Here is a 25792-nt window from a genome sequence, read left to right as displayed (position 1 = left end):
ATTGCCTTAGAAAATCAGTAAGCTCAAGTAGTAAACCGCCATAGACATCAAAGCAGTCGCTGGGATGGTGAAGATCCAGGCCCAAACGATGTTTCCAGCAACCCCCCAACGAACCGCGCTAGCCCTCTGTGTAGAGCCAACACCAACAATAGCCCCAGTAATTGTGTGGGTAGTGGAAACGGGAATACCGATAGCTGTAGCTGCAAACAAAGTGATGGCGCCACCAGTCTCAGCACAGAAACCACCAACCGGCTTTAGTTTAGTGAGCTTTTGACCCATCGTTTTCACAATACGCCATCCGCCAAACATCGTGCCCATTGCAATAGCGATATAGCAGCAAATGATGGTCCAAGTAGGCGGCATCTTCGCACTCGCCTCTGCATATCCAGTAATGATGAGTAAAAGCCAAATAATGCCAATGGTCTTTTGAGCATCGTTACCGCCGTGACCCAAGCTGTAGGCGCTAGCAGAAACCAATTGTAAGCGACGGAACCAGCGGTCAGTTTTTGCTAAGTTTGCGTTTCGACAAACCCATGCCACCAACAACATCATCAAAGAGCCAAGCAAGAAGCCAACCAAAGGTGAGATGAAAATAAAGGAAGCGGTTTTGATGACTCCGGACCAGACCAAACCATCCATACCGGCCTTAGGCAAGGCCGCACCAACTAGGCCACCAATCAAAGCATGAGATGAACTAGAAGGAATACCGTAATACCAAGTGATGATGTTCCAAATAATCGCACCTACTAGCGCTCCAAAAATCACATGCAAGTCGACGGCAACGGGATGAACAATTCCCTTGCCTACCGTGGCAGCAACACTCAAATGAAAAATGAAGATTGCTAAGAAATTAAAGAAGGCGGCAAAGACAACAGCTTGCTGTGGCTTTAGAACACCAGTAGAAACTACTGTTGCAATAGAGTTCGCCGCATCATGAAATCCATTCATGAAATCGAATGCAAGCGCAAGCGCTACTAAGAGCGCTACAACCCAAAAAGCTACTTCTGTCGCTGGCAACTTAATTCGCCTTAAGAGTTTTCAAGAACGATGCCTTCAACCAAATTGGCAACGTCTTCACATTTATCGGTAACTTCCTCGAGCAATTCATAAATACGCTGGCACTTAATAAGCTCACGCACTTCGATGTCTTCACGGAACAACCTAGTAATAGCAGTAGATAGAAGGCGATCAGCCCCAGACTCCAGGTGATCGATTTCATCGCACGTCTTTAATGCTGCTTTAGCTACTTCTGGATCAGAAATATCTTTTAATGTAGCAACTGCGTTTTTCATGCTGATGCAACACTGATTACAAAGCTCGGCCATTTGCACCATTTCTGGCGTCATTTGCTTTACGTCGTACAAATGCATTGCCTCAGTGCCGTTTTGCAATAAATCGGCAACGTCATCCATCGTATTGATGAGTGAAAAGATTTGATCACGATCGATAGGTGTGATGAATGTTTTATGTAAACGGCGATGCACTTCTTTCACAACATCATCACAAGCATGCTCTGCTTTATCAACATCTTGGGTGTATTTGGCGCGCAAGGCTTCGTCGCTGTAATGCTCGACAAACTTGAGAAAAGATTTGGAGGCGGAAACGATATTGCTTGCGTGCTCATTAAAAAGCTCGAAGAAATTACCATCGTGAGGCATTAGCTTACTGAAGAACATAAATCACGATCCTTTAGGAACAAAAACTACGGGTTTTGTTAGGTTTGTCGCTATTCTAAACAATTGCTATTGAACAACTGGAAAGCCAGCATCTGTTATAAGCTGGCTCGCCTGCGCCTCGGAAAGACTTGTTTCAAGCTTCACAATTTGACTAGCCAGATCAGCCTCTACAACAGCCCGAGGATCCCGAGCCTGGACCGCTCGAGTAACCGCATTAATACAGCCTCCGCAGGTCATTCCAGATACTTTCAAACTGAACACATAAGGCCTTTTGATGTGAATATGGCTTGTATGCAGTAGATTATCTTCTATATGCAACCCCAAAAAGACACTAAATCAGAGCTATTTACTCTGGATATCGGCGGCATGACCTGCGCCTCCTGTGTTGGCAGGGTTGAGAAGGCTTTAGGCAAGATTCCTGGGGTTGAAGCGGCTAGCGTCAATTTGGCCACCGAACAGGCCAAAATTCGCCTAAAAGCCGGTTCTGTGGTCAAAATCAATGAAATCATCGCTCTTGTCGAAAAAACAGGCTACCACCAGGCCAAAATTAGCAAAACACATGCAATTCCAGGACTATCCAGCTCCCAGTCCTTTTGGGGTGCTGATGGCTTGGGGCGCGTATTACTAGGCTTCACCCTTTCGGCCCCACTATTTGTGCCGATGCTTCTCATGCCATTTGGCATTCATTGGACTCTCTCACCCAAATGGCAACTCCTGCTCGCTAGCCCCGTGCAGTTTTTTTTAGGGTGGCGCTTTTACAGAGCAGGTTTTAAATCTCTCATGTCCGGCGTAGGCAATATGGATTTATTGGTGGCACTGGGCACGAGTGCGGCATACGGTTTAAGCGTGTATCAATTGTTAAGCGCCGATCATGCGGTGCATGAGCTCTATTTCGAAGGGTCTGCAGTCATCATCTGTATGGTCTTGCTTGGTAAATGGTTAGAAGCAAGAGCCAAGCAACAAACCAGTGAAGCAATACGTGCCTTACAAAAACTATGGCCAGAGCATGCCAAGGTAATCGATAAGGACATCGCCATTTCTGCAGGTTCGCCTTTGGATCAATTTCGCGACCTCCCCTTAGATCAGGTGTTTCCAAAAGATCGCGTCTTAGTGCTGCCTGGTGAACGCATTCCGGTAGATGGTCTGATTCTAATCGGCAATAGCCATGTAGACGAATCTTTGCTTACTGGAGAAAGTGAGCCAGTCAAAAAACATGTTGACGGGAAAGTGATCGGTGGCTCGCTAAATGGGGAGGGTCTGCTGGTCATAGAGGCCCAGGCAGTGGGTATAGAAAGTGTGCTTTCTAAAATTATTTCTTTAGTTGAAGATGCGCAAACTCAAAAAGCACCCATCCAAAAACTAGTTGATCAAGTCAGCGCCATTTTTGTACCCAGCGTCATTTTGATTGCGATCATTACTGGCATAGCAAACTGGCTTTATTTAGACTCCGCATCCATCGCTATCTTGAGATCGGTATCCGTACTAGTGATTGCATGCCCATGCGCCCTTGGCTTAGCAACGCCTGCTGCAATCATGGCAGGAACTGGTGTTGCAGCACGCTTTGGCATCTTAATTAAAGATCCGCAAGTTTTGGAATTAGCGCATCGCCTTAATATTGTCGCCTTCGATAAAACAGGCACCCTCACAATCGGTAAGCCTAGATTGCTACAGATCATTTCTTTTCAAAGTACGCACTCAGAAGAAAATATCCTGGCCAGTGCTGCAGGATTGCAGCTTGGCAGCGAGCACCCGCTTGCAAAAGCGCTCTTAGATGATGCGAAGCAAAAGAGCTTGACTCCCATTACGCCAACGGACAGCAAAGCATTACCTGGCATCGGGATAAGCGGAAAGCCAAGCTCCGGACCTTTTATGGGGCAAAGCTTGAGCCTCCAAAGCATTGCCTCTTTGGAGGGCAACCCTCAACACCTCGCGATCCTCGAAAAAGCGCAAGCATGTTTTGATGCTGGTCAAACCGTTTCGGTATTAATGAAAAACGAAGCACCTTCATCGCCAATTGCAATAATTGCTTTTGGTGACGAGCTAAAAGATGGCGCCAAAGAGGCAATCACCTCGTTACATCAATTAGACATTCGCGCAGTCATGCTTTCTGGCGACAATATCGCGGCAGCAAATCGCGTTGCAAAATCTGTTGGCATTCAAGAAGTATTTGCGCAAATCATGCCAAGTGATAAAGCAGAAATTATTCGCAAGCTACAAACAAAAGATGGTGAGCGTCAATATGTAGCGATGGTAGGTGATGGCGTAAACGATGCGCCTGCCCTAGCAACTGCAGATGTGGGCATGGCCATGTCTACCGGTACCGATGTGGCTATGCAAGCTGCGGGAATTACCTTGATGAGAGGTGACCCTACTTTAGTGGCAAGTGCTGTTGATATATCCAAGCGAACCTGGAAAAAGATTCAGCAAAATTTATTCTGGGCCTTTATCTTTAATGCTACAGGCATTCCCTTGGCTGCTTTAGGCTATCTCTCACCCATGTTAGCCGGTAGCGCCATGGCGCTATCCAGTTTTTGCGTCCTTAATGCGCTATTACTGAAACGCTGGCGACCTGTCCACCACTAAATAAGATTGTTGCTTTATTTTGAAGTTTCTTTTTAATTCTTTCGAATCAATTCAATATCGCCATAGAATGCGCGCGCTTCTGATTTGGTGTTATCCGTGTCAGTTAGCAATGCCAATAACCTCGCCGGGGGCTTCACCATAGGCGCGCCTGTAGTCGGCCGCCAGATCACGCTGATGCTTATGCCACTGCCCTAAGTTATCCCAACCAGAATCCACCGCAATCATTTTGATGCGAGATGTATGCACATTAGTCAGGATGGTATCTACGGGAGATTTTCCCGACCAGATATACATCAAAGTGACGTATGGCATTTCTTGACCGCTAATCAAGTTTGCCATCTCAAAAGTCATCTTTTCTTTTAAGGGTAACTTTGATTTATTTCCATCAAATGCCACCAAGATGCGCAGCGGTGCATCATCTGCATTGGTGATTGGGTTGATGGCTTTCCACTCCCATTGCAACCAGAGGTTATTAGCTTGTCGCGGGCGCAATTTCACAGCCAATCCGGAAGCAGATGTTTTGGAGCTAGCGCTTAAGACCGTCTTACCTTGATAGCTTTCAAGCCGGTAAACCGTATTCTTTTTAAACGGAGCTATCCGATAAAAATTCCAGCCATTAGGCGTACCTTCGCGCGCTGTCTCCGCCGAAAACTGTGGCAACTCCTCTTGAGCGGGCAGCTGACTCACATTCAAAGCCTGTCCAGACTCATCCTGAATAGAGTCCTTATTAAATCCTGCACATCCAACCAAGGCGATTGATATGCAGAAAGTCGAAATAAGGTGAGCTTGCTTAAACATCACTGAATTGTCCCAAAGAATTGGTCGGGAAAGGATAAAAGTAAGTCTAAAATTGATCTATGCGCCGTCAATCACCTTCAAGCTGGGCTGCAATCAGTATCTGCATAGCAGCTCTTGTGCATTTTGCATTAGGCTTCTCAATCGAATTTTCTGTCGACGAGGCTCACTATGCTTTATATGCGCAACATTTGGCCTGGAGTTACTTTGATCATCCGCCACTGGTTGGCTGGATCCAATGGCCACTCATTTCCCTCGCCACCTCCGAAGGTTTTATACGCCTATTACCGGAACTCCTCTGGGTAGTTTCTTGCGTTTTGATTTACCAAGTCACCATTGAAGTGCATCACTTTATTCAGGGTCGTAACGCAGGGTATTTGACCAGCGCTCTTCCTTCAGAAAATATCTGCGGCCTTATGGCTGTCTTGGTAATTATTGCCGCCCCAATGCCACACATACTGGCAATTGGTCTATTGCCGGACACATTATTGACACCCCTGAGTCTTGGGTTGATGCTAATGGCATTAAGATGGCTAAGCAAAGATCGCTTTAGTTTGGGTGATTGGATTCTGACAGGCATCTTATTGGGGCTGGCGGGTTTAAGTAAATACACCGCAGCGTTTACGGCCCTTGCATTGTTATTCGTCTTCCTGAGTTCCCCGCGCAAGCCCTGGATTAATAAAGCGGGTTTTTGGTTGGCGGGCCTCATCGCCTTACTGCTCATCAGCCCAGTCCTTTATTGGAATTCGGTGAATGATTGGATTTCATTTAAATATCAAATAGCCCACGGCAGTGGTGGTGATTGGCTATGGCGCAGGCTTGGCGCCTTTTTGGGAATTCAACTTGCGGTATTTGGACCTCTATTCATTTTGGGTGTCTTTGTCTTTCTTAAAGACTGCATGCATGCAACAAAATATTCATTACTTGCCCTCTTCGGATTCTTTTTAATCCCCTTCATCATTTTTGCCAGCCTCTCCGGCGGAGGCGGACTTCCGCACTGGACGACACCCGCTTGGTTTTGTCTCGCACCTTTTGCTGGAATTGGCTTGGCAAAAGCATGGGCCATACAACACCGCAACTTAATCCGCATCTTGTTTGTATTGCAGCTTACTTTATGTTGCGTTGGATTTGGGTACGTACTGTCAGGTGGAATAAGTTCTGCTGCTATCAAATCCAATCCTATAGCTGATCTTTATGGCTGGAAAATTGCCGGTCAAAAAGCAAACGAATTGGTTAAAGACACTAAAGCTCAAGGTATTGCCGTACAGAATTGGACGCTTGGAAGTCGCGCCGCTTGGTATGCATCCCCTGCTCCCGTGTTTGTTTTAGATCAGAGGCAGGATCAATTTGATCTCTGGTTTGGAGCTCTGCCGCGCGGGGCTAATATCATCCTCATCAACTGGTCAGGAATGGGTTTTAGCGCTCCGGTTGGCAGCAAATCCGCCTTTGAGCGCTGTGAACCCCTGGAAAGCCTGGAAATTGTGCGATTTGGCCAAGTCTTGTCGAAATTTGACTTTAGCCTCTGTAGCAACTGGCGAGACTAGCAATCAAGGTGGTAATTCCACCAAATTCAAGACCTTAGACGCCCAAGGTATTATCCTTATGCCTATGAGTTCACAACCCCAATCCACCCCAAAAAACCCTTCTGGGTGGAAATCCATACTCAAGCGGGCATGGCCGACGATTCGTATTTTGCTTTCGATAGCGCTTCTTTGGAAAGCAACAAGCGGAATTAACTGGCACGCCCTATTGGATTCACAAATCAAGATGGAGCCCATGTGGCTGATTGCAACTGCAATTGCCATCTGCTGTGCGTTTATTTGCGGCGGCTTACGTTGGGGATTCTTAATGCGCAGCGTTGGCTTTCAGGGAAGCTTGGGAAGTTACATTGCCCTCTACTTTGCAGGTGGATTGATTAATCAAGGTTTGCCAAGTACTTTAGGTGGCGATAGCTATCGCGCTATTACAGCAACACACATCACGAGCAACAACAGCCTTAGCGATACCAAAGAGCTGGATCAAGAATTGCACCACTCAGTTGATCTGGAGCATGCAACTCCCAAACTACGTTTAAGTTTTTCAATGACGCTTGTTGATCGACTGCTGGGCCTGGCAGGCAATAATTTACTAGGCGGCTTAGGTTTGGTTATGGGTGGCGCAACGCTTGCAACTTGGGGTCAAGACTTGGGCTACGCAGTTTTGGGAGTGATGATTTTTTCGGGACTGCTGATTGCACTGGTATTGGCATGGGGAACAAGTCGTCAACTACTACAAAAACTTCTTGATCGATTGCAAATGAATAATGCAATGCCAGGAATTAACCTTGCATTCTCTTGGCCTATGAATATGGTTCAGGCTTTATTCGCAATCGGTGTTCACTGTTTCATTATTTTGGCCTTTGGCTTTTGCCTGAGAGCTTATGGAGTCGAAGCTCCAATCTCCAGCCTCATGATTGGGTTACCAGCACTTAGCTTATTACTCATGCTGCCTATCAGCATTTCCGGTTGGGGCCTACGCGAAGCTACTTTATCTTCCGTATTGGCGCTATGGGGAGTAAGTCCTTCATTAACAGTGCTAGCCTCAATTAGCTACGGTGCAATCACCGTCTTATCGGTATTGCCTGGTGCATACTTTTTACTAAAACGAAAATAAACCCTTAAAGCAAAAATATATGACTATCAGCATCAATACTATGCGTGCCATCGATCATTGGGTTGGCGTGCCCCTATGCGCAATCGTGAGCCCATTTATCGCTTTATTAGACGGCATCAAAAATATCTTTGGTCGCGATAAAGCAGCCCCAAAGAAACTGCTCTTTATCGAGCTCTCTGAAATGGGTAGCGCCATCTTGGTTGACCCAGCAATGCGTAATGCTCAGGCGCGTGGTGCTGAGCTGTACTTCCTCATCTTCAAAAGTAATCGTGCAAGTCTGACTTTATTGAATACCGTTAAACCTGCAAATATTTTTACAATTGACTCCTCAAGCTTAGGCGGCTTAATCAAAGATACTCTGCGATTCCTAATCGTTGCCAGATACCATCGCATTGATACCGTTATTGATCTTGAGCTTTTCTCTCGCTTTACCGCCTTGCTGACTGGCCTATGTGGCGCAAGACGTCGTGTGGGCTATCACATATTTCATGGTGAAGGCTTATGGCGCGGCTTCATGCTGACACGCAAAGTGCATTACAACCCGCATATTCACATTACCAAAAATTTTCTCTCTTTAATTCATGCGGCGTTTGCCAAAGAAATTGAAGTACCTTTTAGCAAGATTCATATCCCAGACTCAGAAGTACGTCTTGAGCAAGCGGTTATTAATCCAACAGTACTTGAAAAAGTACGCGAGCGCATTGAGAAGAAGGCTAAAGAAGCTGGCATTAGCTACACCCATGGAAAAGAACGCCTGATTTTGATCAACCCAAACGCGAGCGACCTATTGCCACAACGTCGCTGGGCTCAACAACGCTTCTCAGAATTAATTCAGGCAGTTCATCAGCATTATCCAAATGACTTAATCTTGATTACAGGCTCACCCGCGGAATTTGTTTATGTCGACAAAGTGAGATCGGTGGCTAATGTAAAAAATGCCCTGAACTTCGCCGGACAAGTCACCTTTGCTGAACTTCCACCGCTCTATACCCTCTCAGATGTCATGGTGACCAATGATTCTGGGCCAGGCCACTTCTCTGCTGTGACGCCCTTAAGAACGGTTGTCCTCTTTGGGCCTGAGACGCCAGCCTTATATGGCTCTGTTGGTAATTCAATTGCCATTACTGCAAACTTAGCATGCTCGCCATGCGTCAGTGCTGCCAACCATCGCAAGACGCCATGTCACGACAACGTTTGCATGCAAGCCATTACTGTTGACCAAGCTCTAGACAAAGTCAAACTCCAACTTCATGAAGCCGACAAGGCAAAGGGTCGCTAGTCGGGATGCGCAACAATGCTATTCCTAGTGCAGCATGGTTTATTCCGCTAGCACCACTTGCTTTAGCTTTTGCAATCTACTTCGGTAACTTGCAAAGTAGCAGCTTCTTATTTATCAATCAATTTACGCAAATATTGCCAGACATGGTTTGGGCGGGGCTGACATTCCTAGGTAATGGCTGGGGCATCTTTGCGATTACCTTCCCACTGCTTTTACTAGCCCCTCGCTTACTAACAGCAGGTATCTTTTCAGGCGCTATTGCTGCAATAGCCAGTAGCACATTAAAGTCCCTACTTAATTTACCTAGGCCCGCTAGCATACTTGCAGATGGTGATTTTTATCGGATTGGTGCACCCCTACTACACAAAGCATTTCCATCCGGTCACACCATCACCGCTTTTGCTGTAGCAAGCGCCTTATATTTTTCTAGCGATAAAGAAAAACGTAAACCCATGCTGCTTTTATTTGTACTCACATGTTTAGTTGGCCTTTCTCGAAACGCCGTTGGCGCCCATTGGCTAACTGATGTATTGGCAGGAGCTGGGGTTGGCATATGGTGCGGACTACTTGGCGCTCTATTGGCCAATTATTTCCCAGAAAACCAATTGGGCCCTAAAAAAATCTGGTCTCATTTAATTGCGCTTGGGGGTGTCGTAGCAATGTATGCACATCTCACTCAAACCATGGATCTCGAATTAAATCTGCCATTACAGTATTTTTCAATTGCCATCGTGGCATTCACGCTGATTTTCTATGTGAAAGCGCAATTCGTTCATGCGCCTAACAAGTCAGCATAGCTCAAGATGTTTAGCTATCGTCACGCCTTTCATGCCGCCAGTCACGCTGACATTCTTAAGCATTTAACCTTAATTCATCTTGTGCAGTATCTACAAGAAAAGCCTGGCGCGCTCTTACTATTGTCGATACACACGCTGGTGCTGGGATCTATAGCCTCTTGGACGGCTTTGCTACAGTTAGCAAAGAAGCTGATGGCGGGATCTTTCGTCTTAATCAATACTTAGAGACTTGCAAACACGCAAACACACCGATTCCAGAGAGTATTCAAGAGTATTTGAAATACATTGAAGCTGAGAATGCCGATGGACAGCTCACCACTTATCCTGGCTAGCATACTGCGCCCTCAGGATCGACTCAAGTTATTCGAGCTTCACCCCAAGGAGATTGATGTCCTTCGCCACAATGCTGCCTCCACCAAGTAGACGTGGCCTAGTATTAATCGACCCGTCCTATGAAGATAAGCAGGATTACCGTTATCTCGAGACCGCAATGGAAGAAGCTCTGCAGCGTTTTGTCACTGGATGCTATGCGATTTGGGTACCCCATACTCTCCAGAAGAGAGTCTGCAGCACTCCCTGATCGCATGAAAAAAATTGCTGCCATCCACAAGCGCTCATGGCTTCATACAGAATTACGCGTTGAAAATGCGCCTGGCGAACGTCGCCTTCAGGCAAGCGGCATGTTTATTTTCAATCCACCCTGGACGCTAGAAAAGCACCTTGCACAAGCACTGCCAACCCTCACCAAGGCTTTGGGTATAAATGGTGGCGCTCAGTTTTTATTGAAGAGCTTTGAAGCCAAAAACTAGTCGCGCAAATTAATCATAATTTCATTGCGACGCATGAAGGGTAGCGTCCAAGGCGGGTTGTAGCGAGCAAAATTAGGCGCGCCAGCAGCAGATAAATTACGAACTTTCATCCACTGCTCCAATTCCAGCGTTTTTTCTGCAACTTTCTGGCTGTTATAAAAACCACTAAAGCTAATCACCGCTTTTTAAGCGCTGGAATTTGGCGTAACTGCACCTGTGGATTCATTGGCTTTGGGATTGTCTCCATACTGTATTCAGCGGGCATCACAAATGACGCAGTCCATTTGCCAACATTGGACTCTATTCCCACTGGCGCAGTCATGGCTATCTTTGCACTCTTGGGTGCCTGGTCCTCAACTGTTACTGGCGCAGTCATGGCAATCTTTTGATTGACTTGATTTTGCCCAAAAATATAAGCAGCAATTAAACGGAATCCTTGGCTTGAGGCGTCATCCAAATCTCCCTCAACCTGAACCTCTGCAACAATGACTGGCGCATAAGATCGAATTTCAAAAGGTGGTTCTTTTTCGATAATTGAATATTTCGGCTCTTCAGTTGCCATTGCTACCCCGGTAAGTGTGAGCGCAATCAAAATAAGTGCGCCACTAAAGAAGGAATGCTTCAAGAGCTTACCAAGTTGACTTGATTTCAAAGCCATTTGAATTGAAATGCACTTTAGCTTGAGCGCCTACAGGCAATGTCAATTTATTTGACTGATGCCCAAACGGAAGGCCAGTTACCATAGGGATGGTTTCTGGCAAGCGCTTACGAATGGCTTCAAGCACTCGTTCGAGCGAATAGCCTTTATCGTTATCGTAAAGACGGTAAGCAGAAAAACCGCCAATCAATATGGCGCCCTGATTTGCAAGCATTCCCGAATCCAGGAGCTGCATCAACATTCTTTCGATACGATAAGGATGCTCATTTACATCCTCTATGAATAAGATGTCGCCCTTGGTCTTATTCAGATCAGGCAAATAACTGGTTCCGACCAAACCTGCCAAGACTGTTAAATTACCGCCCCACAAGAGGCCGTTAACCTCACCCGTAGATGTCTTTCCCAAAAAGGACTGGGGATCCAAGACTTTGCACTCAAGCTTGCGTTCATCAATGGCGACTCTGAAATGTTCCCACGTAAACTTGTCAGGAGCTATAGATGCGCCGCCCTCGTCCAGGCGACCAAAATCATAGTTGAGCATGGGGCCAGATAGAGTTATCGCCCCCGTCTTTGCCAATAAACCCAATTGAAATGCCGTGAAATCACTGTGGCCACAAATTTGCAAGCCATTTTGTACTGCTTTAGCGATTGCCGCCCAATTAATATTCGGCAAAAGGCGATGAATGCCATAGCCACCGCGCATAGCCATCACAACCATTTGCGCATTTAACTGAGGCAATTCATTTAACTCAGCAAGACGCTCATCATCACTTCCAGCAAAGCGCTCATAGACGCGCTGGGTACATTTAGCGTTTTCAACTGCAATGCCTTGTTGCTTAAGCCAATCTATACCAGCCAAAGGACTTTTAGCATCTAAGCTCGCCCCAGATGGTGCAATGAGATGAATAGATTTCAACGCCGCTCCTTAAAGAAATCGCGTAAAAGTTGGCCGCATTCTTCGCTTATCATGCCACCTTCAATCGCAGTCTGGTGATTAATTTGTTTCGAAGAGAATATATCCAGCACGCTTCCAGCTGCACCTGTTTTTGGATCTGGCGCACCATACACCACTCGATCAACCCTAGCATGCAGCATTGCGCCGGAACACATTGCACAAGGCTCTAGAGTGACATACAAAGTTGTACCCGGCAGACGGTAATTTTCTTCATTTAATGCAGCCTCTCTTAAGGCCAGCATTTCAGCGTGGGCGCTTGGATCATGATTAGAGATGGGCTTATTGAATGCTCTGGAAATGATCTCACCATCACGAACTAGGATAGCCCCAACAGGAACCTCTCCTGCGATAGCTGCAAGCTTAGCCTGCTCTATAGCCTGCTGCATAAACTGGCGATCGAGCTCGGCTTGTGTCATTTAGTTTTGATGAACATCAGCCCAGCAATTGGGCGTCTCATAGAGACGAATAGCAGAGAGCTCCAAGCGACCACTAAAGGCTTTGCTAAAGACCGGCTTCAAAATTGCATAAGCAGCATTGGCCAAGTTTTCAACAGTAGGCACATGCTCCATGATCACCGTTTTATGATTTGGCAAGGTTGCCCAAGAAAGCAACCAAACCTTCATCTTCTTTGGCCACTAAAAACGCATGGTCCCAGAGATCTACAACATACTGATTGGTTAATTTTTTAATATCCCCAAAATCCAGCACCATGCCATCATCGGCCTTACCAGGATGATCAGCCACCTCACCAGTCAGAGTTACCTCAATTGCATAGCGATGCCCATGTAGATGACGACATTGACCATCGTGATTTGGGATGCGGTGACCTGAGTCAAACTCAAGTCGGCGGGTAATGGAGATAGCAGGTCGTTTATTTGTCATTCAGAACTTCATTCATTGCTTGTTGGCCTGGGCCAAATTATCGAATTCCAATCAGTTTATGCGATTGAAGACTCAGTCTCCATAAGGGACGTTTTTGACATAGTGCTACAGCAAGCTCGGTATTGCTTTTAAGATTTGGGCCGTCCATTGGTTGCAAATAGCGATTGCGATAGTCCATGCCTTCAAAACGTGCCATTAACTTTTCCAAGGAATGATGCCCCGCCTGCGGAACTACTAGCTTTAATTCATTTGCCTGCAGAACAACCAACTCCGACCCTTCTTTAGGGCTTACGCAAACCCAATCGACACCCTTTGGAACTTTAATCGTGCCATTAGTCTCAATGGCAATTTCGAAACCTTTTTGATGAAGCACGCCAATCAACTCTTCATCCAATTGCAATAGTGGTTCTCCACCAGTAAAAACAACGTATCGCTGCTGTGGTCCGGCGCCAGTACTTCTCCAAGCAGACTCAATTGCTAGCGCTAAATCTTTTGCAGCCTCAAACTTGCCGCCGCCATCGCCATCGATACCAACAAAATCTGTGTCACAAAATTGACAAACTGCTGACTGACGGTCCTCTTCGCGACCACTCCATAAGTTGCAACCCGCAAAACGACAAAATACTGCTGCTCGTCCGGCATGAGTGCCTTCGCCTTGAAGGGTGGGAAAGAGTTCTTTAACAGTATACATAACTATCCGTCTATTTTAAGCGCTTTACTCACTTCCAGGAAATGAGCTCCCACTCCAAATAATCCTCCCAATACGCGTTTGACCAGAACACCCCAGCCGTCAAATAGCGCCCATACCCCCTACGAATCACCCAACGCCCAATCTCTGGGGCAAGCCATACATCTTCTTCGCGATAGTTGGCAGTTCTAAACAGATCATTACTCTCAAAGTATGGTGCTTCATTTTGATATTTGAGCGTTTTAAATGATCCTGCAGGAACATTAATTTGCGCCCATTGAATGGCTGTTATGTTCAGTTCAGCCCCCAATAATAAGAAGAGTCCGGTCGACCAACCACTTGATATCGGGTTCGATAGAAGCTAGACCAAGCCGAGTTCAATTGAACAGGCCAAGCAGGCAGCGCCTGCTGAAATACTTGTGGAGGGCTCCAGTGGGGATCTTGCAAAAGATAACCCCAAGGTGACTGAACTTCATCAGGCAAGGGGCCCGCTTTTTGACCGGATCTGGCAATACGAACTTCGCTTCCCACCGAGACCACTGTCTCTGTAACGGTGTCAACAATTTCCCGGTTAAAAACATTGCGGACTTGATAAACCCATTGCTGCCCGACTTTGGGGGGTCTAACCTGCTGAATGGATGCCGGGGCTGGCAATACAACGCCTACAGGGTAAGGTTGCGAAGGGGAATGCACGCCACCAGAAGGACTGGCGCAAGCAATAAAAGAATGGCGCGCAAGCGCATTACTTGTAAGAAGTAAGTTGCCATTGAAAGCTATCTTCCCTTACAGCAACTCCCATTTGCCCTTGAATTTGATATGACCCAGAGGCCTCACGTGCAACCCATCGACCAATCTCGGGAGCAAACCAAATAGTTTCTTTGCGGATGCAGTCAACTTTATTGTCATCCTCGCTCTCATAGTTAATGAGATTTTGATAACGTAAGGTCAAGAATGTTCCGGCTGGAACGGTGATCTCCTCCCATCCTTGCGCACTCATATACTCCTGCCAATTGAGCTTTCCATCCGAATAACCGCCTAAGCCGTACTTAGTATTAAATTGCTTACTCCAAGAACTCGTCAGCTCGAGAGGCCAAAGAGGCAGCGCTGGACTAAAGCTTAGCAAGCGAGGCCATTGCGGATCAGTGGAAACAAACCCCCATTTAGACTGTATTTCACTAGGGAGCATGCCACCATCCTCAGTACTCCGATTAATCGTAATGGATGATCCAATATTAGCTACTCGCTCCCTGATGAGACCCAATGTCTTGCCATTAAATGCGTCTTTCTTGATATAAGTCCACTCCTGCCCCACTTGTGGTGGACGAATAGCGGGCACAGGATTTGGTTGAGCAACCGAAGTTCCGCGCTGATACGGCAAAGAAACTGCGCAAGCTACTGGCGCCAAGGCGGCTGATGTAATAAATATGCAGCGCGATAAATTCAAGTGCTTCTCCTGTGGTAAGTTAGAACCTAATGCGGGTGATTGTAAATCTGATTATTTGTCAGCTCTTAGTACAAAGCTTTTTCAATGAAATTTTTAGGGATCGTAGTCTTGGGAACGCTAATTCCCAAACCTTTAAACCACGAATCCGCTTTCATCTCAAAACCCACCCCATGCATATAGTTATAGATTGCTTTTTTAAGCCCCTGCCCTAAAGCATCGTGATCAACCCCCGTTGGATCAATAAAGGCAACATCATTCTTGGCAAAAGTAATCTCGGGCAAAGGCAACAATTCAATTCCATACTCCTGAGGGTTTAAACCAACCGGAGAGTGAACCGTATACAAATAAAGCGATGGAAAAATCCGCTCTGTATACAACCATTCTCAAATAACTGTCGAACATATTCCAAAGCGTCCACCGTCTCTTGTACGGTTTGCGTTGGAAAGCCATACATCAAGTAGGCGTGCACCAAAATACCTGCATCAGAGAAGCCCTTGGTAACTTAGGCAACCTGCTCAACCGAAACACCCTTCTTCATCAGATTAAGCGGGCGATCCGATGCAACCTCAAGACCACCTGACATAGCAATACAACCACTTCTTGCCAAGAGCTCTGCCAATTGCGGGGTGAAGGTTTTTTCAAACCGAATATTGCCCCACCAAGAAATCACCACTTTACGACGAATTAATTCTTCCGCAAGGGCCTTTAACGCCTTCGGAGGCGCAGCCTCATCTACAAAATGAAAGCCTGTCTGCCCCGTCTCAGCAATAATTTGCTCAATACGATCCACCAATAAACTAGCCGAAGCAGTTTCGTATCGAGAGATGTAATCAAGTGAGACATCACAGAAACTGCATTTTTTCCAATAGCATCCGTGCGCAACAGTAAGCTTGTTCCAGCGCCCATCGCTCCATAAGCGATGCATGGGATTAAGCATATCCAAAAGAGACAAATATGAATCAAGCGGTAAGCCATCCCACGTAGCGGTTCCGACGTCCTCAAAAGGAATATCCGGTTCTTGCCAATTAAGGTATTGCACCCGACCTTTTGAATTATGCATAAAAGTGCGCACCAAACGCTCAGCCGAGCGTTTGCCATCAAGATGCTCCAACAAGGCTAAGAGCGGCCTCTCACCAGAATCGAGTGTGATGAAGTCAACATATTCAAAAATACGAGCATCTGATAACTCGCGCAGCTCTGTATTGACATAGCCACCACCCAAAGCAAGTTTGACTTCTGGATAAACTTTTTTAATTGTTTGAGCAATTCGTAAGGCCGCATACATGGCACCTGGAAATGGCACAGATAACAACACCAAACCAGGCTGATGACGCTTTATTGCTCTATGAGTTAAGTCTTGTAGATGCAAATCCATTAGCGTAGGCTTTGCATGCAAGGCATCTGCCAGAGGTGTAAACGTTGGCTGGCTACTGGCAAGCGATTCGGCATAACGCACAAATTCAAAACGCTCATCCACAGCGTCGCGCAGCACATCTGAAAGATCATTGAGATAAAGGGTCGCCAAATGACGTGCCCTGTCCTGCGAGCCCAAGGCACCAAATGCCCATCCTAAAGAATCTCCAGCATCCGCCTCATCAAAAGCGTCAAGCGAAGCAAAGCGTGGGCCCTCCGGCAAAAACTCACGGGTATTGATGCGATGACTTAAGGTGCTATCGCGCCCCTGCAGAAATGCGATTACAGGTGAAATGGTAGCTCGGTAAGAGTCGAAGTAATCTAGGAAAAAATTGACGCTAGCACTGCGCCCTTCTTCAGCAATGCTGAGCGCTTGATCATGAATCTCATCTAAGCCATCCGGCGTGAAAAAACTGAGCATTAATGCCAAAGCCAAATCTTCTTGCGCGGCATCGATACCGCGTGATCTCAAAAAACCCGTGAGAGAAGCCGTCGAAGGATACGGCGTATTCAGCTGCGTCATAGGAGGGATGAGGCTCAATACCTTCATGCTCATTGACTGTGCCCCAAGAAGATTTAACTCTTCAACTGTAAAACCAGCCTACTTACGCGCCTCGATATTGAACGGGCCCTTTAATACTGGCGCACGATATCTGCCAGCCAATTCTCTGTAAGCAGAAATTGGTGAAACGCCATCCTTATCCTTAGTGCACAAGAAATTAAACCAGCGATTACCAATTAGGACGTGTCCAATTTCATCATGGAGAATGATCTCCAAAATCTCAACGGCACGAACTTCTTTTATCTGCTTAAAACGATCCCGAATCATGGGCACCGCATCCAATCCTCTTGCTTCCATCGTTCGAGGAACTAGCGCCATTCTGGCCATCACAGAATCCGTAGTTCCCTCGACCATCTCCCACAAACTATTGTGGGCTGGAAAATCACCATAGGAAAATCCAAGTGAATGCAGATGCTCATTTACCAAACTAAAGTGATAAGCCTCTTCTTTGGCGACCTTCAGCCAATCTTCGTAATACTCTTTGGGCATATTAGGAAAGCGCCAAATCGCATCTAAAGCCAAATTCATGGCATTAAATTCAATATGGGTAAGAGAGTGCAACAAACCCGCCATACCTTCGGGCGTATCCATCCTTCTCTTGGGAACCAATTTAGGCAATACTAATTCTGGCTTTGGTGGACGCCCAGGAAGTGTGAGCCCTTGAAAATCAAGCTCACGAGAAACGTCTAAAGTCACTCGTTGCTGTTGGTATTCATCAAATAAATGAAGTAACTGATTTACTTTAGTTGGTACATCTTCACTTGCTAGGATTGCGAGTGAGGCTTCTCGTAACTCAAGCATGGGTATTGGTAGGCTTAAGTCGCCTACTCCCTATTCCCACTCAATCGTTGCTGGCGGTTTTCCGCTAATGTCATATACAACTCGATTGATGCCGCGCACTTCATTAATGATGCGGTTAGACACCTTGCCAAGTAACTCATGTGGCAAATGAGCCCAATGCGCAGTCATGAAGTCTTGGGTTTGCACTGCTCGTAATGCAACAACGTATTCGTAAGTTCTGCCATCACCCATTACACCAACCGACTTAACGGGCAAGAAGACAGCGAATGCTTGGCTTGTAAGGTCATACCAAGATTTTTGACTGACTTCATCGATCGTATTGCGCAACTCCTCAATGAAGATTGCATCAGCGCGTTGTAACAAGTTTGCAAACTCTGCTTTGACTTCGCCCAAGATACGTACTCCTAGGCCTGGGCCTGGGAATGGATGGCGATACACCATCTCGCGAGGTAAGCCTAAAGCAACACCAAGCTCACGCACTTCGTCTTTAAAGAGTTCGCGCAATGGCTCAAGTAGCTTGAGATGCATATCTTCAGGCAGGCCACCAACGTTATGGTGGCTCTTGATTGTGTGCGCACCCTTCTTGCCTTTACCAGCAGATTCAATCACGTCTGGATAAATAGTTCCCTGCGCAAGCCATTTGGCGTTTTTGATTTTTCCGGACTCAGTTTGGAAAATCTCCACAAATTCTTTACCGATAATTTTGCGCTTTGCTTCTGGGTCTGCTACGCCCGCCAATTCGCCCATGAAAGTTTCTTTAGCGTCGACACGAATCACTTTCACACCCAAGTTGCGCGCAAACATTTCCATCACCATATCGCCTTCGTTCAAGCGAAGCAGGCCATGATCTACAAATACACAAGTGAGTTGATCGCCAATCGCACGATGAATCAAGGCTGCAGCAACGCTAGAGTCAACGCCACCAGACAAACCAAGAATGACTTCTTCATCGCCAACTTGCTTGCGAATATTCTCTACGGCCTCAGCAATGTAATCACCCATCACCCAGTCGGGTTTGCAGTGGCAAATCTCATGTACAAAGCGCTCAATGATTGCAGTGCCTTGGATGGTATGGGTTACTTCGGGATGAAACTGAAAAGCATAGAAACGACGTTCTTCGTCAGCCATGCCAGCAATTGGGCAAGACTCCGTTGAAGCCATCAGCTTAAATGATGGCGGCAAAGTTGTAACTGAGTCGCCATGACTCATCCATACCTTTAGGATGCCATGGCCTTCGCTTGTCGAAAAGTCTTGAATGCCCTTGAGTAAATTGGTGTGGCCATGTGCACGCACTTCAGAGTAACCAAACTCACGAGCTTTACCTAAAGACTCAGCAGATGCTACTGCGCCACCCAATTGGGTAGCCATCGTTTGCATGCCATAACAGATACCCAAAACAGGAACGCCAAGCTCAAAAACGATTTGGGGTGCACGCGGACTATCTGCTTCAGTTACCGAACTAGGGCCACCAGAAAGAATGATGCCTTTGCCGCCTTGCTCTTGAATGAACTTACGAATGAACAACTCTGGATCACAATCATAAGGATGGATCTCTGAATACACACGTCCATCGCGTACACGTCTAGCAATCAGTTGAGTTACTTGTGAACCAAAGTCGAGAATCAGTATTTTGTCGTGCACGAAAAGGTCAGTCTTTAATTCAGCTTTAATTTCAGCTTTTTAGTTGTTAGTCAATATGGTAGTTAGGCGCTTCTTTAGTAATCTTCACATCATGAACGTGAGATTCACGCACGCCGGCTGAAGTGATTTCTACAAAGTTGGCTTTTTCATGGAGCTCATCAATTGTTCTACAACCGAGATACCCCATTGAGGAGCGAATACCGCCAGTCAACTGATGCAAGATGGCCAATACGCTGCCTTTGTAAGGCACTTGACCTTCAATACCTTCTGGCACAAGCTTTTCAGCGTTAGCAACAATGTCACTCTGGAAGTAACGATCGGCAGAACCATCAGCCATCGCGCCCAAAGAACCCATGCCGCGATAACTCTTATAAGAGCGTCCTTGATACAAAAACACTTCACCAGGAGCTTCTTCAGTTCCGGCAAACATGCCGCCCATCATTACAGAGCTAGCACCAGCAGCCAATGCTTTTGCAACGTCACCAGAGTAACGCACGCCGCCATCAGCAATCAATGGAATACCTGTGCCCTTGAGCGCAGTCGCTACATTCACAATCGCTGTGATTTGTGGAACGCCTACACCAGCAACAATACGAGTTGTGCAAATTGAACCAGGACCGATACCCACCTTGACACCATCGGCGCCGTGATCAGCTAAAGCCTTAGCGGCATCACCAGTAGCAATATTTCCACCAATCACTTGCACATGAGGATAGGTCTTCTTCACCCATTTAACGCGATCCAATACGCCCTGGCTATGGCCGTGAGCGGTGTCTACTACGATCACATCTACACCTGCTCGCACCAACAACTCAATACGCTCATCGTTATCAGGACCAACGCCTACTGCAGCGCCTACGCGCAGCTTGCCTTCACTATCTTTACAAGCATTTGGATGCTCAGTGGCTTTGAGGATGTCTTTAACAGTGATGAGGCCGCGCAATTCAAACTTATCGTTCACGACTAACACGCGCTCTAAACGATGATGACTCATCAAGCGCTTTGCTTCATCTAATGAGCAACCTTCTTTTACAGTAATCAAACGCTCACGTGGAGTCATCTTTGTTTTTACTGGCGCATCTAAATCTTCTTCGAAACGCAAATCGCGGTTCGTAATAATTCCGACAACCTCTTTGCCGACGAGAACCGGGAATCCTGAGAAACCATGCTCACGAGAAAGTTGAATCACTTGACGCAAGGTGACGTCCGGGCTAATCGTGATTGGATCACGTAGCACGCCAGATTCGTAACGTTTTACTTTGGCCACTTCACGAGCTTGCTCGGCAGGCTTTAAGTTTTTATGAATAATGCCAATACCACCTTCACTGGCCATGGCAATTGCCAAACGACCTTCAGTGACGGTATCCATAGCCGCGGACACCAATGGTGTATTGAGTGAAATATCTCGAGTTAACTTACTTGCCAAGCTGGCATCTCGAGGAAGTACCGATGAATAGGCCGGTACGAGGAGCACATCGTCAAAAGTGAGTGCTTTTTGAATGAGTCGCATGCAAAACCCCTAGTCAACCCCTAGTCGCAAAAACCGATTATAGCCTCCTAGCCTTTCTTTTAGCTGCGGCAGCCTGGAATTTGGCATCCTGGTTCTGATTGGCCTTTTTGCGACGTACCGTCTTGGGGTCAATTAGTAAGGGGGAATAAAGCTCTAAGCGATCACCGTCATAAATGGGGCTGTCCCAGTCCTTGCGCTTGCCAAAGACCCCAAAGCAGCCTTTTCTGGCTAAAACAGGGTCATCCGGACTAAATGCAAAACCAGCCTTAATCAATGCCAACCCTACTGTAGCTGACTCACCGCCCCCGAGAATGAGCTTGAAAGGTCTAAGGCTTGGTTCGCCTTGTCTTGCATCACAAAGGAAAATATCAAGAATGCGGTCAGTCATATAGGTCCTCAGCACGCTTTACAAAGCAATCCACAAAAGTACCTGCGATGTGCCCAAAGACTGGGCCAATGATCTTGTCGAGAATGACACTCTTAAATTCCCAGTGGAGCTTGAACTCCACTTTGCATGCATCTTCTTTTAAGGGAATGAAATTCCATTGGCCGGAAAAATGCTTAAACGGGCCATCTACAAAGACCATATCAATGGTTTCTGGGCGATGGTTCACGTTCCGGGTGTGAAAGTACTGGGTAATGCCCTTGAAATGAATATTGATTTTGGCATCAAGAATAGTGTCGGTTTGCTCAAAAATCTCTACCCCGCCACACCAAGGCAGAAACTCGGGATAGCGGGCGACATCGGTCACCAAGCCATACATGCGGTCGGCTGATTGGCTAATTAAAACGGTCTTGTAGACGTCTGCCATAATCGATCTTGAGAAAATATGAGTATCGTCGATAACAAAAAAGCTTTCTTTGATTATTTTATCGAGGAACGCTTCGAGGCAGGGCTTGTGCTGGAAGGCTGGGAAGTTAAAGCCATCCGCGCAGGTCGCGTGCACATTAAAGAAGCGTATGTCGTCATTCGCAAGGCGGAGCTATTTCTGATTGGTTGCCACATTACCCCTCTGCTCTCAGCCTCTACCCATATCGTTCCAGACAACACTCGCACTAGAAAACTCCTGCTCAATGCCATTGAGATCCGCAAGCTGATTGGTAAAGTGGAGCAAAAGGGTTACACCTTGGTACCACTCAACCTGCACTTCTCCAAAGGGAATGTGAAGTGTGAAATCGGCTTAGCTAGAGGAAAAAAACAGCATGACAAGCGCGCAGCAACCAAAGAGCGCGAATGGGAAGTACAAAAAGGTCGCATCGCTAGAGGCGATTTAAACGCTTAATTCCCCAAAAATTGGGGTAGACTGGCCTTGAGGCTAATATTTGAGCATTTATGCACTTTTATAGTGCAAATCAGCACCAAGCCGCTTCAAATCCCAAAATCCAATCCTTTTAAAGGCATTAGTTTTATAGCTATGAAATTGCCTTTTGACGAAATGCTCGACGCCGCTGGCAAAGCGCGTCCCCACTACCAAATTTTCCACAATTGGTTAAAGCAGCAATCCGATACCCTGATCGGTCTCAAGCGTGCCGAAGCCGACCTCATCTTTAGACGCGTTGGCATTACCTTCGCAGCCTACGGCGATGATCTAGGGTCCGAAAGAACCATTCCATTCGATCAAGTGCCTCGCATATTTACCGCCAAAGAATGGGAACAACTCGAGGCAGGACTACGTCAACGCGTCAAGGCACTTAACCGCTTCATCTACGACGTGTATCACGACGAAGAAATTATCAAAGCAGGCATTGTTCCTGCTGAACAGATCTATAACAATGCGCAATATCGCCCAGAGATGCGCAACGTTAGCGTGCCGCGCGACATCTATGCGCAAATTGCAGGCATCGACATCGTGCGCGCCGGCGAAGGTGAATTCTATGTATTAGAAGATAACTTACGTGTTCCTTCTGGCGTGTCTTACATGGTTGAAGACCACAAGATGATGATGCGCCTCTTCCCTGATCTCTTCCAAAAATATCGCATTGCTCCTGTAGAGCACTACCCCGATCTTTTATTGGAATGCCTCAAATCCGTTAAACCGGACGATGTTAAAAAACCAAACGTGGTTGTGCTCACGCCTGGCATGTATAACTCCGCATACTTTGAGCATAGCTATCTCGCACAACAGATGGGTGTAGAGCTGGTTGAAGGAAAGGACTTGTTTGTTAAGAACGAGCAAGTCTTTATGCGTACCACCCAGGGCCCTGAAAGAGTAGATGTAATTTATCGCCGCGTCGATGATGACTTTTTGGATCCCTTGGCATTCCGCTCAGATTCCACTCTTGGTGTTGCTGGGCTACTATCGGCACATCGCGCAGGCAATGTCACTTTAGCGAATGCGATTGGCACCGGTATCGCTGATGGCAAGTCAATCTACCCATACGTTCCCGAGATGATTGAGTTTTATCTTGGTGAAAAGCCAATTCTGAACAACGTTCCCACATTTCAATGTCGCAAGACCGATGACTTGGCATACACCTTGGCCAATTTGGAAAAGTTAGTAGTAAAGCTTACGCATGGCGCTGGCGGCTATGGCATATGGCATGTTGGTTGGCCCAGCATCCACCAAAGCAGAGATTGAAGAATTTAGAACTCATCTCATTGCCAATCCAGATAAATATATTGCACAGCCTACATTAGCGCTCTCCACTTGCCCTACCTTTGTTGAGTCTGGTATTGCACCAAGGCACATTGACTTAAGACCCTTTGTGCTCTCTGGCAAAACCATCAAGATGGTGCCGGGCGGGCTAACTAGGGTTGCACTCAAAGAAGGCTCTTTAGTGGTGAACTCCTCTCAAGGCGGTGGAACTAAAGATACCCGGGTATTGGAAGAGTGAGAGAAGAGTAAGAGGAACTAGAGAAAATGTTAAGTCGTACCGCTGATTGTCTTTACTGGATGGCCCGTTACACCGAGCGCGTAGAAAATACTGCCCGCATGCTCGACGTCAACCATCAAACATCCCTACTTCCTCAGCCAGCAGAGTTTTTAGAGCAGAGCTGGAAAAAATTGCTGACGATTTCTAAGCTAGAAGAAGCATTCCTCAGTAAATATGACGTAATCAATCGTGAAAATGTTTTGGATTTCATGATTTATGAAACCAGCAATCCCTCAAGCATTGTTTCGTGCTTATATGCCGCTCGCGAAAATGCGCGCGTCATCCGCGGAAAGATTACGTCTAAGGTGTAGGAAACACAAAACACTACTTGGCTTGAGTTGCAGCGCATCTTAGAGGCGCGTCATCAAGCCGACCCTAGCAGATTGCTAGAATGGGTAAAGCACCGCTGCCATCTTTTCAGAGGTGTTCTCTATGGAACAATGCTCAAGAATGAAGCCTTTTACTTTATTAGCGTAGGGACTCTATTAGAGCCCGCTGACAATACGGCACGTATTCTGCAAACTAAGTATGAAGATCAAGCCGCGTTGAATGATCTGGGTGCAAAGAAGACTTCCGAAGATGGCACTGACGGCAACTTCTTTGATTTCTATCACTGGGCCGCTTTACTGCGCTCAGTTTCAGCATTTGAAATCTATCGCCAAATCTATTCCGATCAAGTAACACCAAAGCAAGTAGCTCAACTACTGATCTTTAATAAGCAAATGCTGCGTGAATGAATTGATTCCTTTGATCTCAGAAGTGAAGAACCAGCAATCCAAGGAAATTGGGCGCTTGCTTGGCAAGCTCAAGGCAAGCCTCGATTATTCTGACATCGACGAGGTATTTGAACAAGGTCTGGAAGAGTTTATTGAAAGCTTCTTGGAGCGCATTAGCCATGTGGCCGATGAATTTAGTAACGCCTACCTCATACCATTGGCTGTTGCCTAAGAAACCTTATATATGCATCTTAAAATTCGCCATCGTACTGAGTATCGCTATGAAACGCCGGTGCGCTACTCTATTCAAGAGTTGCGCTTAACACCGCAGACGGTTGCCGGACAGGAAATCGATAAATGGAAAATCAGCACCCCCATCAAAGCATCCAATTCATGGGATAGCTTTGGCAATCTGTGCAGCGTCTTTGTCCAAGAGAGCCCCTACACCTCGATGATGATTGAAGCCGAAGGTGAGGCTCACACCCAAGATGCTTTTGAGTTTATCGATGATGCTAAGGCAGTTTCGCCCTACTATCTTTTGCAACAAACCAACTTAACCGAACCAACGGAAGAAATGTTGGAGTATTTCTCTTACGGCTTGCCAAAGAAAAATTCAGTTGATCAAGTACTTAAGCTCGCTGAGGCGGTTCAAGGCTTAATTGTCTGCACCCCAGGGCAGACTAACTTTGCCACCACTGCCGCCCAATCCTTTGCCATGAAATCTGGGGTTTGCCAAGATCACGCTCACATTATGCTGAGCCTATGCCGTGCCTCTGGAATACCAGCTCGCTATGTCAGTGGCTATTTCTTTGCCGAAGAATCCCCTAATCTTACGAGTCATGCCTGGATTGATTTCTGTAGCGACATTGATAAGGGCATCTGGACAAGTGTCGACATTACTCACGCCTGCCTAATTGATTCAAGGCACATTAGGCTGGCTATTGGTCGCGATTACTACTCTGCAGCCCCGGTAAAGGGTGTTCGCACCGGGGGCGGGGGCGGGGGCGKGGGCGAAGAGCTTAGCGCCACAATCTCCATTCGGCAACTAGCCTAGGCT

At 46.6% G+C, this 25792-nt stretch carries 24 protein-coding genes and 5 pseudogenes; 10 read left to right on the top strand and 19 right to left on the bottom strand.

The genetic code is table 11. The features are described from left to right. Positions 1-6: 6 nt before the first annotated feature. The 3 genes from DXE27_RS06140 to DXE27_RS06130 form a co-directional block, all read right to left on the bottom strand. Positions 7-948 carry an inorganic phosphate transporter gene (locus tag DXE27_RS06140; protein ID WP_231969797.1) on the bottom strand — a complete coding sequence of 314 codons (942 nt, stop codon included), beginning with the start codon at positions 946-948 and terminating at the stop codon, positions 7-9. 80 nt (positions 949-1028) lie between these two features. Then, on the bottom strand, positions 1029-1676 hold the full coding sequence (locus DXE27_RS06135) for a DUF47 domain-containing protein (RefSeq protein WP_128113313.1): 648 nt from the start codon (positions 1674-1676) through the stop codon (positions 1029-1031). 66 nt (positions 1677-1742) lie between these two features. Next, positions 1743-1937 (bottom strand): heavy-metal-associated domain-containing protein, encoded by a 195-nt coding sequence (locus DXE27_RS06130; RefSeq protein ID WP_128113312.1) that lies wholly within the window; start codon positions 1935-1937, stop codon positions 1743-1745. 51 nt (positions 1938-1988) lie between these two features. Here DXE27_RS06130 and DXE27_RS06125 point away from each other — a divergent pair, with 51 nt between their 5' ends. After that, complete coding sequence (locus tag DXE27_RS06125; protein ID WP_128113311.1) at positions 1989-4259, top strand: heavy metal translocating P-type ATPase; 2271 nt, start codon at positions 1989-1991, stop codon at positions 4257-4259. Between the two features lie 99 nt (positions 4260-4358). Here DXE27_RS06125 and DXE27_RS06120 read toward each other — a convergent pair whose 3' ends face one another. Next, a complete protein-coding gene (locus DXE27_RS06120) occupies positions 4359-5057 on the bottom strand; it encodes a DUF3047 domain-containing protein (RefSeq protein WP_231969688.1) in 699 nt (232 codons plus the stop codon). 59 nt (positions 5058-5116) lie between these two features. On the opposite strand from DXE27_RS06120, the gene DXE27_RS06115 reads away from it, so the two are divergent. The 5 genes and pseudogenes from DXE27_RS06115 (at position 5117) to DXE27_RS06095 (ending at position 10591) form a co-directional block, all read left to right on the top strand. Then, positions 5117-6598, top strand: coding sequence for a glycosyltransferase family 39 protein (locus DXE27_RS06115; protein WP_128113310.1), 1482 nt, complete (start codon positions 5117-5119; stop codon positions 6596-6598). Positions 6599-6662: 64 nt separating this feature from the next. Continuing rightward, positions 6663-7706: a lysylphosphatidylglycerol synthase transmembrane domain-containing protein gene (locus DXE27_RS06110; protein ID WP_128113309.1), complete on the top strand. Its 1044-nt coding sequence runs from the start codon at positions 6663-6665 to the stop codon at positions 7704-7706. Between the two features lie 19 nt (positions 7707-7725). After that, entirely contained in the window at positions 7726-8985 is a 1260-nt protein-coding gene (locus tag DXE27_RS06105; RefSeq protein ID WP_128113308.1) for a glycosyltransferase family 9 protein, read from the top strand. A 5-nt stretch (positions 8986-8990) separates the two neighbouring features. Then, entirely contained in the window at positions 8991-9782 is a 792-nt protein-coding gene (locus tag DXE27_RS06100; protein ID WP_128113307.1) for a phosphatase PAP2 family protein, read from the top strand. Positions 9783-9788: 6 nt separating this feature from the next. After that, positions 9789-10591 (top strand): annotated as a pseudogene (locus DXE27_RS06095) (23S rRNA (adenine(2030)-N(6))-methyltransferase RlmJ). On the opposite strand, the gene DXE27_RS10065 reads toward DXE27_RS06095, so the two are convergent. From DXE27_RS10065 to DXE27_RS06030, 15 genes and pseudogenes are all read right to left on the bottom strand, one after another. Next, on the bottom strand, positions 10588-10770 hold the full coding sequence (locus DXE27_RS10065; RefSeq protein ID WP_197712339.1) for a heme-binding protein: 183 nt from the start codon (positions 10768-10770) through the stop codon (positions 10588-10590). The pseudogene DXE27_RS06095 and the gene DXE27_RS10065 overlap by 4 nt on opposite strands. Further along, positions 10767-11249, bottom strand: coding sequence for an SOUL family heme-binding protein (locus DXE27_RS10060; RefSeq protein WP_197712337.1), 483 nt, complete (start codon positions 11247-11249; stop codon positions 10767-10769). Before DXE27_RS10060 ends, DXE27_RS10065 begins: the two co-directional genes overlap by 4 nt. Further along, on the bottom strand, positions 11221-12165 hold the full coding sequence (locus DXE27_RS06085; RefSeq protein WP_128113306.1) for an LD-carboxypeptidase: 945 nt from the start codon (positions 12163-12165) through the stop codon (positions 11221-11223). The genes DXE27_RS10060 and DXE27_RS06085 overlap by 29 nt, the downstream gene beginning before the upstream one ends. Continuing rightward, positions 12162-12620, bottom strand: coding sequence for a tRNA adenosine(34) deaminase TadA (gene tadA / locus DXE27_RS06080; protein ID WP_128113305.1), 459 nt, complete (start codon positions 12618-12620; stop codon positions 12162-12164). Before tadA ends, DXE27_RS06085 begins: the two co-directional genes overlap by 4 nt. Beyond that, a pseudogene (queD, locus tag DXE27_RS06075) lies at positions 12621-13086 on the bottom strand (6-carboxytetrahydropterin synthase QueD). Positions 13087-13123: 37 nt separating this feature from the next. Further along, a complete protein-coding gene (gene queE, locus DXE27_RS06070) occupies positions 13124-13777 on the bottom strand; it encodes a 7-carboxy-7-deazaguanine synthase (protein ID WP_128113304.1) in 654 nt (217 codons plus the stop codon). Positions 13778-13805: 28 nt separating this feature from the next. After that, positions 13806-14084, bottom strand: coding sequence for a hypothetical protein (locus DXE27_RS06065; protein ID WP_197712335.1), 279 nt, complete (start codon positions 14082-14084; stop codon positions 13806-13808). Then, positions 14069-14467, bottom strand: a complete 399-nt coding sequence (locus DXE27_RS09205; protein WP_197712333.1) for a hypothetical protein — start codon at positions 14465-14467, stop codon at positions 14069-14071. The genes DXE27_RS06065 and DXE27_RS09205 overlap by 16 nt, the downstream gene beginning before the upstream one ends. 49 nt (positions 14468-14516) lie before the next feature. After that, positions 14517-15218, bottom strand: a complete 702-nt coding sequence (locus DXE27_RS06060) for a hypothetical protein (RefSeq protein WP_128113303.1) — start codon at positions 15216-15218, stop codon at positions 14517-14519. Positions 15219-15283: 65 nt separating this feature from the next. Then, a pseudogene (locus DXE27_RS06055) lies at positions 15284-17154 on the bottom strand (B12-binding domain-containing radical SAM protein). A 78-nt stretch (positions 17155-17232) separates the two neighbouring features. Beyond that, positions 17233-17994, bottom strand: coding sequence for a ferritin-like domain-containing protein (locus DXE27_RS06050; RefSeq protein WP_128113302.1), 762 nt, complete (start codon positions 17992-17994; stop codon positions 17233-17235). Positions 17995-18024: 30 nt separating this feature from the next. After that, positions 18025-19635 (bottom strand): glutamine-hydrolyzing GMP synthase, encoded by a 1611-nt coding sequence (gene guaA / locus DXE27_RS06045; RefSeq protein ID WP_128113301.1) that lies wholly within the window; start codon positions 19633-19635, stop codon positions 18025-18027. A 46-nt stretch (positions 19636-19681) separates the two neighbouring features. Then, positions 19682-21145: an IMP dehydrogenase gene (guaB, locus tag DXE27_RS06040; RefSeq protein WP_128113300.1), complete on the bottom strand. Its 1464-nt coding sequence runs from the start codon at positions 21143-21145 to the stop codon at positions 19682-19684. A 37-nt stretch (positions 21146-21182) separates the two neighbouring features. Further along, on the bottom strand, positions 21183-21533 hold the full coding sequence (locus DXE27_RS06035; RefSeq protein WP_128113299.1) for an RnfH family protein: 351 nt from the start codon (positions 21531-21533) through the stop codon (positions 21183-21185). Further along, positions 21526-21957, bottom strand: coding sequence for a type II toxin-antitoxin system RatA family toxin (locus DXE27_RS06030; RefSeq protein WP_128113298.1), 432 nt, complete (start codon positions 21955-21957; stop codon positions 21526-21528). Before DXE27_RS06030 ends, DXE27_RS06035 begins: the two co-directional genes overlap by 8 nt. An 18-nt stretch (positions 21958-21975) precedes the next feature. Here DXE27_RS06030 and smpB point away from each other — a divergent pair, with 18 nt between their 5' ends. The 4 genes and pseudogenes from smpB to DXE27_RS06010 all read left to right on the top strand — a co-directional run bounded on the left by smpB (position 21976) and on the right by DXE27_RS06010 (position 25789). Beyond that, on the top strand, positions 21976-22428 hold the full coding sequence (gene smpB / locus DXE27_RS06025) for an SsrA-binding protein SmpB (protein ID WP_068321829.1): 453 nt from the start codon (positions 21976-21978) through the stop codon (positions 22426-22428). Between the two features lie 132 nt (positions 22429-22560). Continuing rightward, positions 22561-23980 (top strand): annotated as a pseudogene (locus DXE27_RS06020) (circularly permuted type 2 ATP-grasp protein). A gap of 26 nt (positions 23981-24006) precedes the next feature. Further along, positions 24007-24967: pseudogene (locus tag DXE27_RS06015) on the top strand (alpha-E domain-containing protein). 12 nt (positions 24968-24979) lie between these two features. Continuing rightward, on the top strand, positions 24980-25789 hold the full coding sequence (locus tag DXE27_RS06010; protein WP_128113297.1) for a transglutaminase family protein: 810 nt from the start codon (positions 24980-24982) through the stop codon (positions 25787-25789). The last annotated feature ends 3 nt before the right edge of the window (positions 25790-25792 follow it).

The organism is Polynucleobacter necessarius, assembly GCF_900096755.1.
GTDB classification, from domain to species: domain Bacteria; phylum Pseudomonadota; class Gammaproteobacteria; order Burkholderiales; family Burkholderiaceae; genus Polynucleobacter; species Polynucleobacter necessarius_K.
The sequence above is the reverse complement of the archived record's forward strand: the minus strand, read 5'-3'. Positions and strand labels throughout refer to the sequence as shown.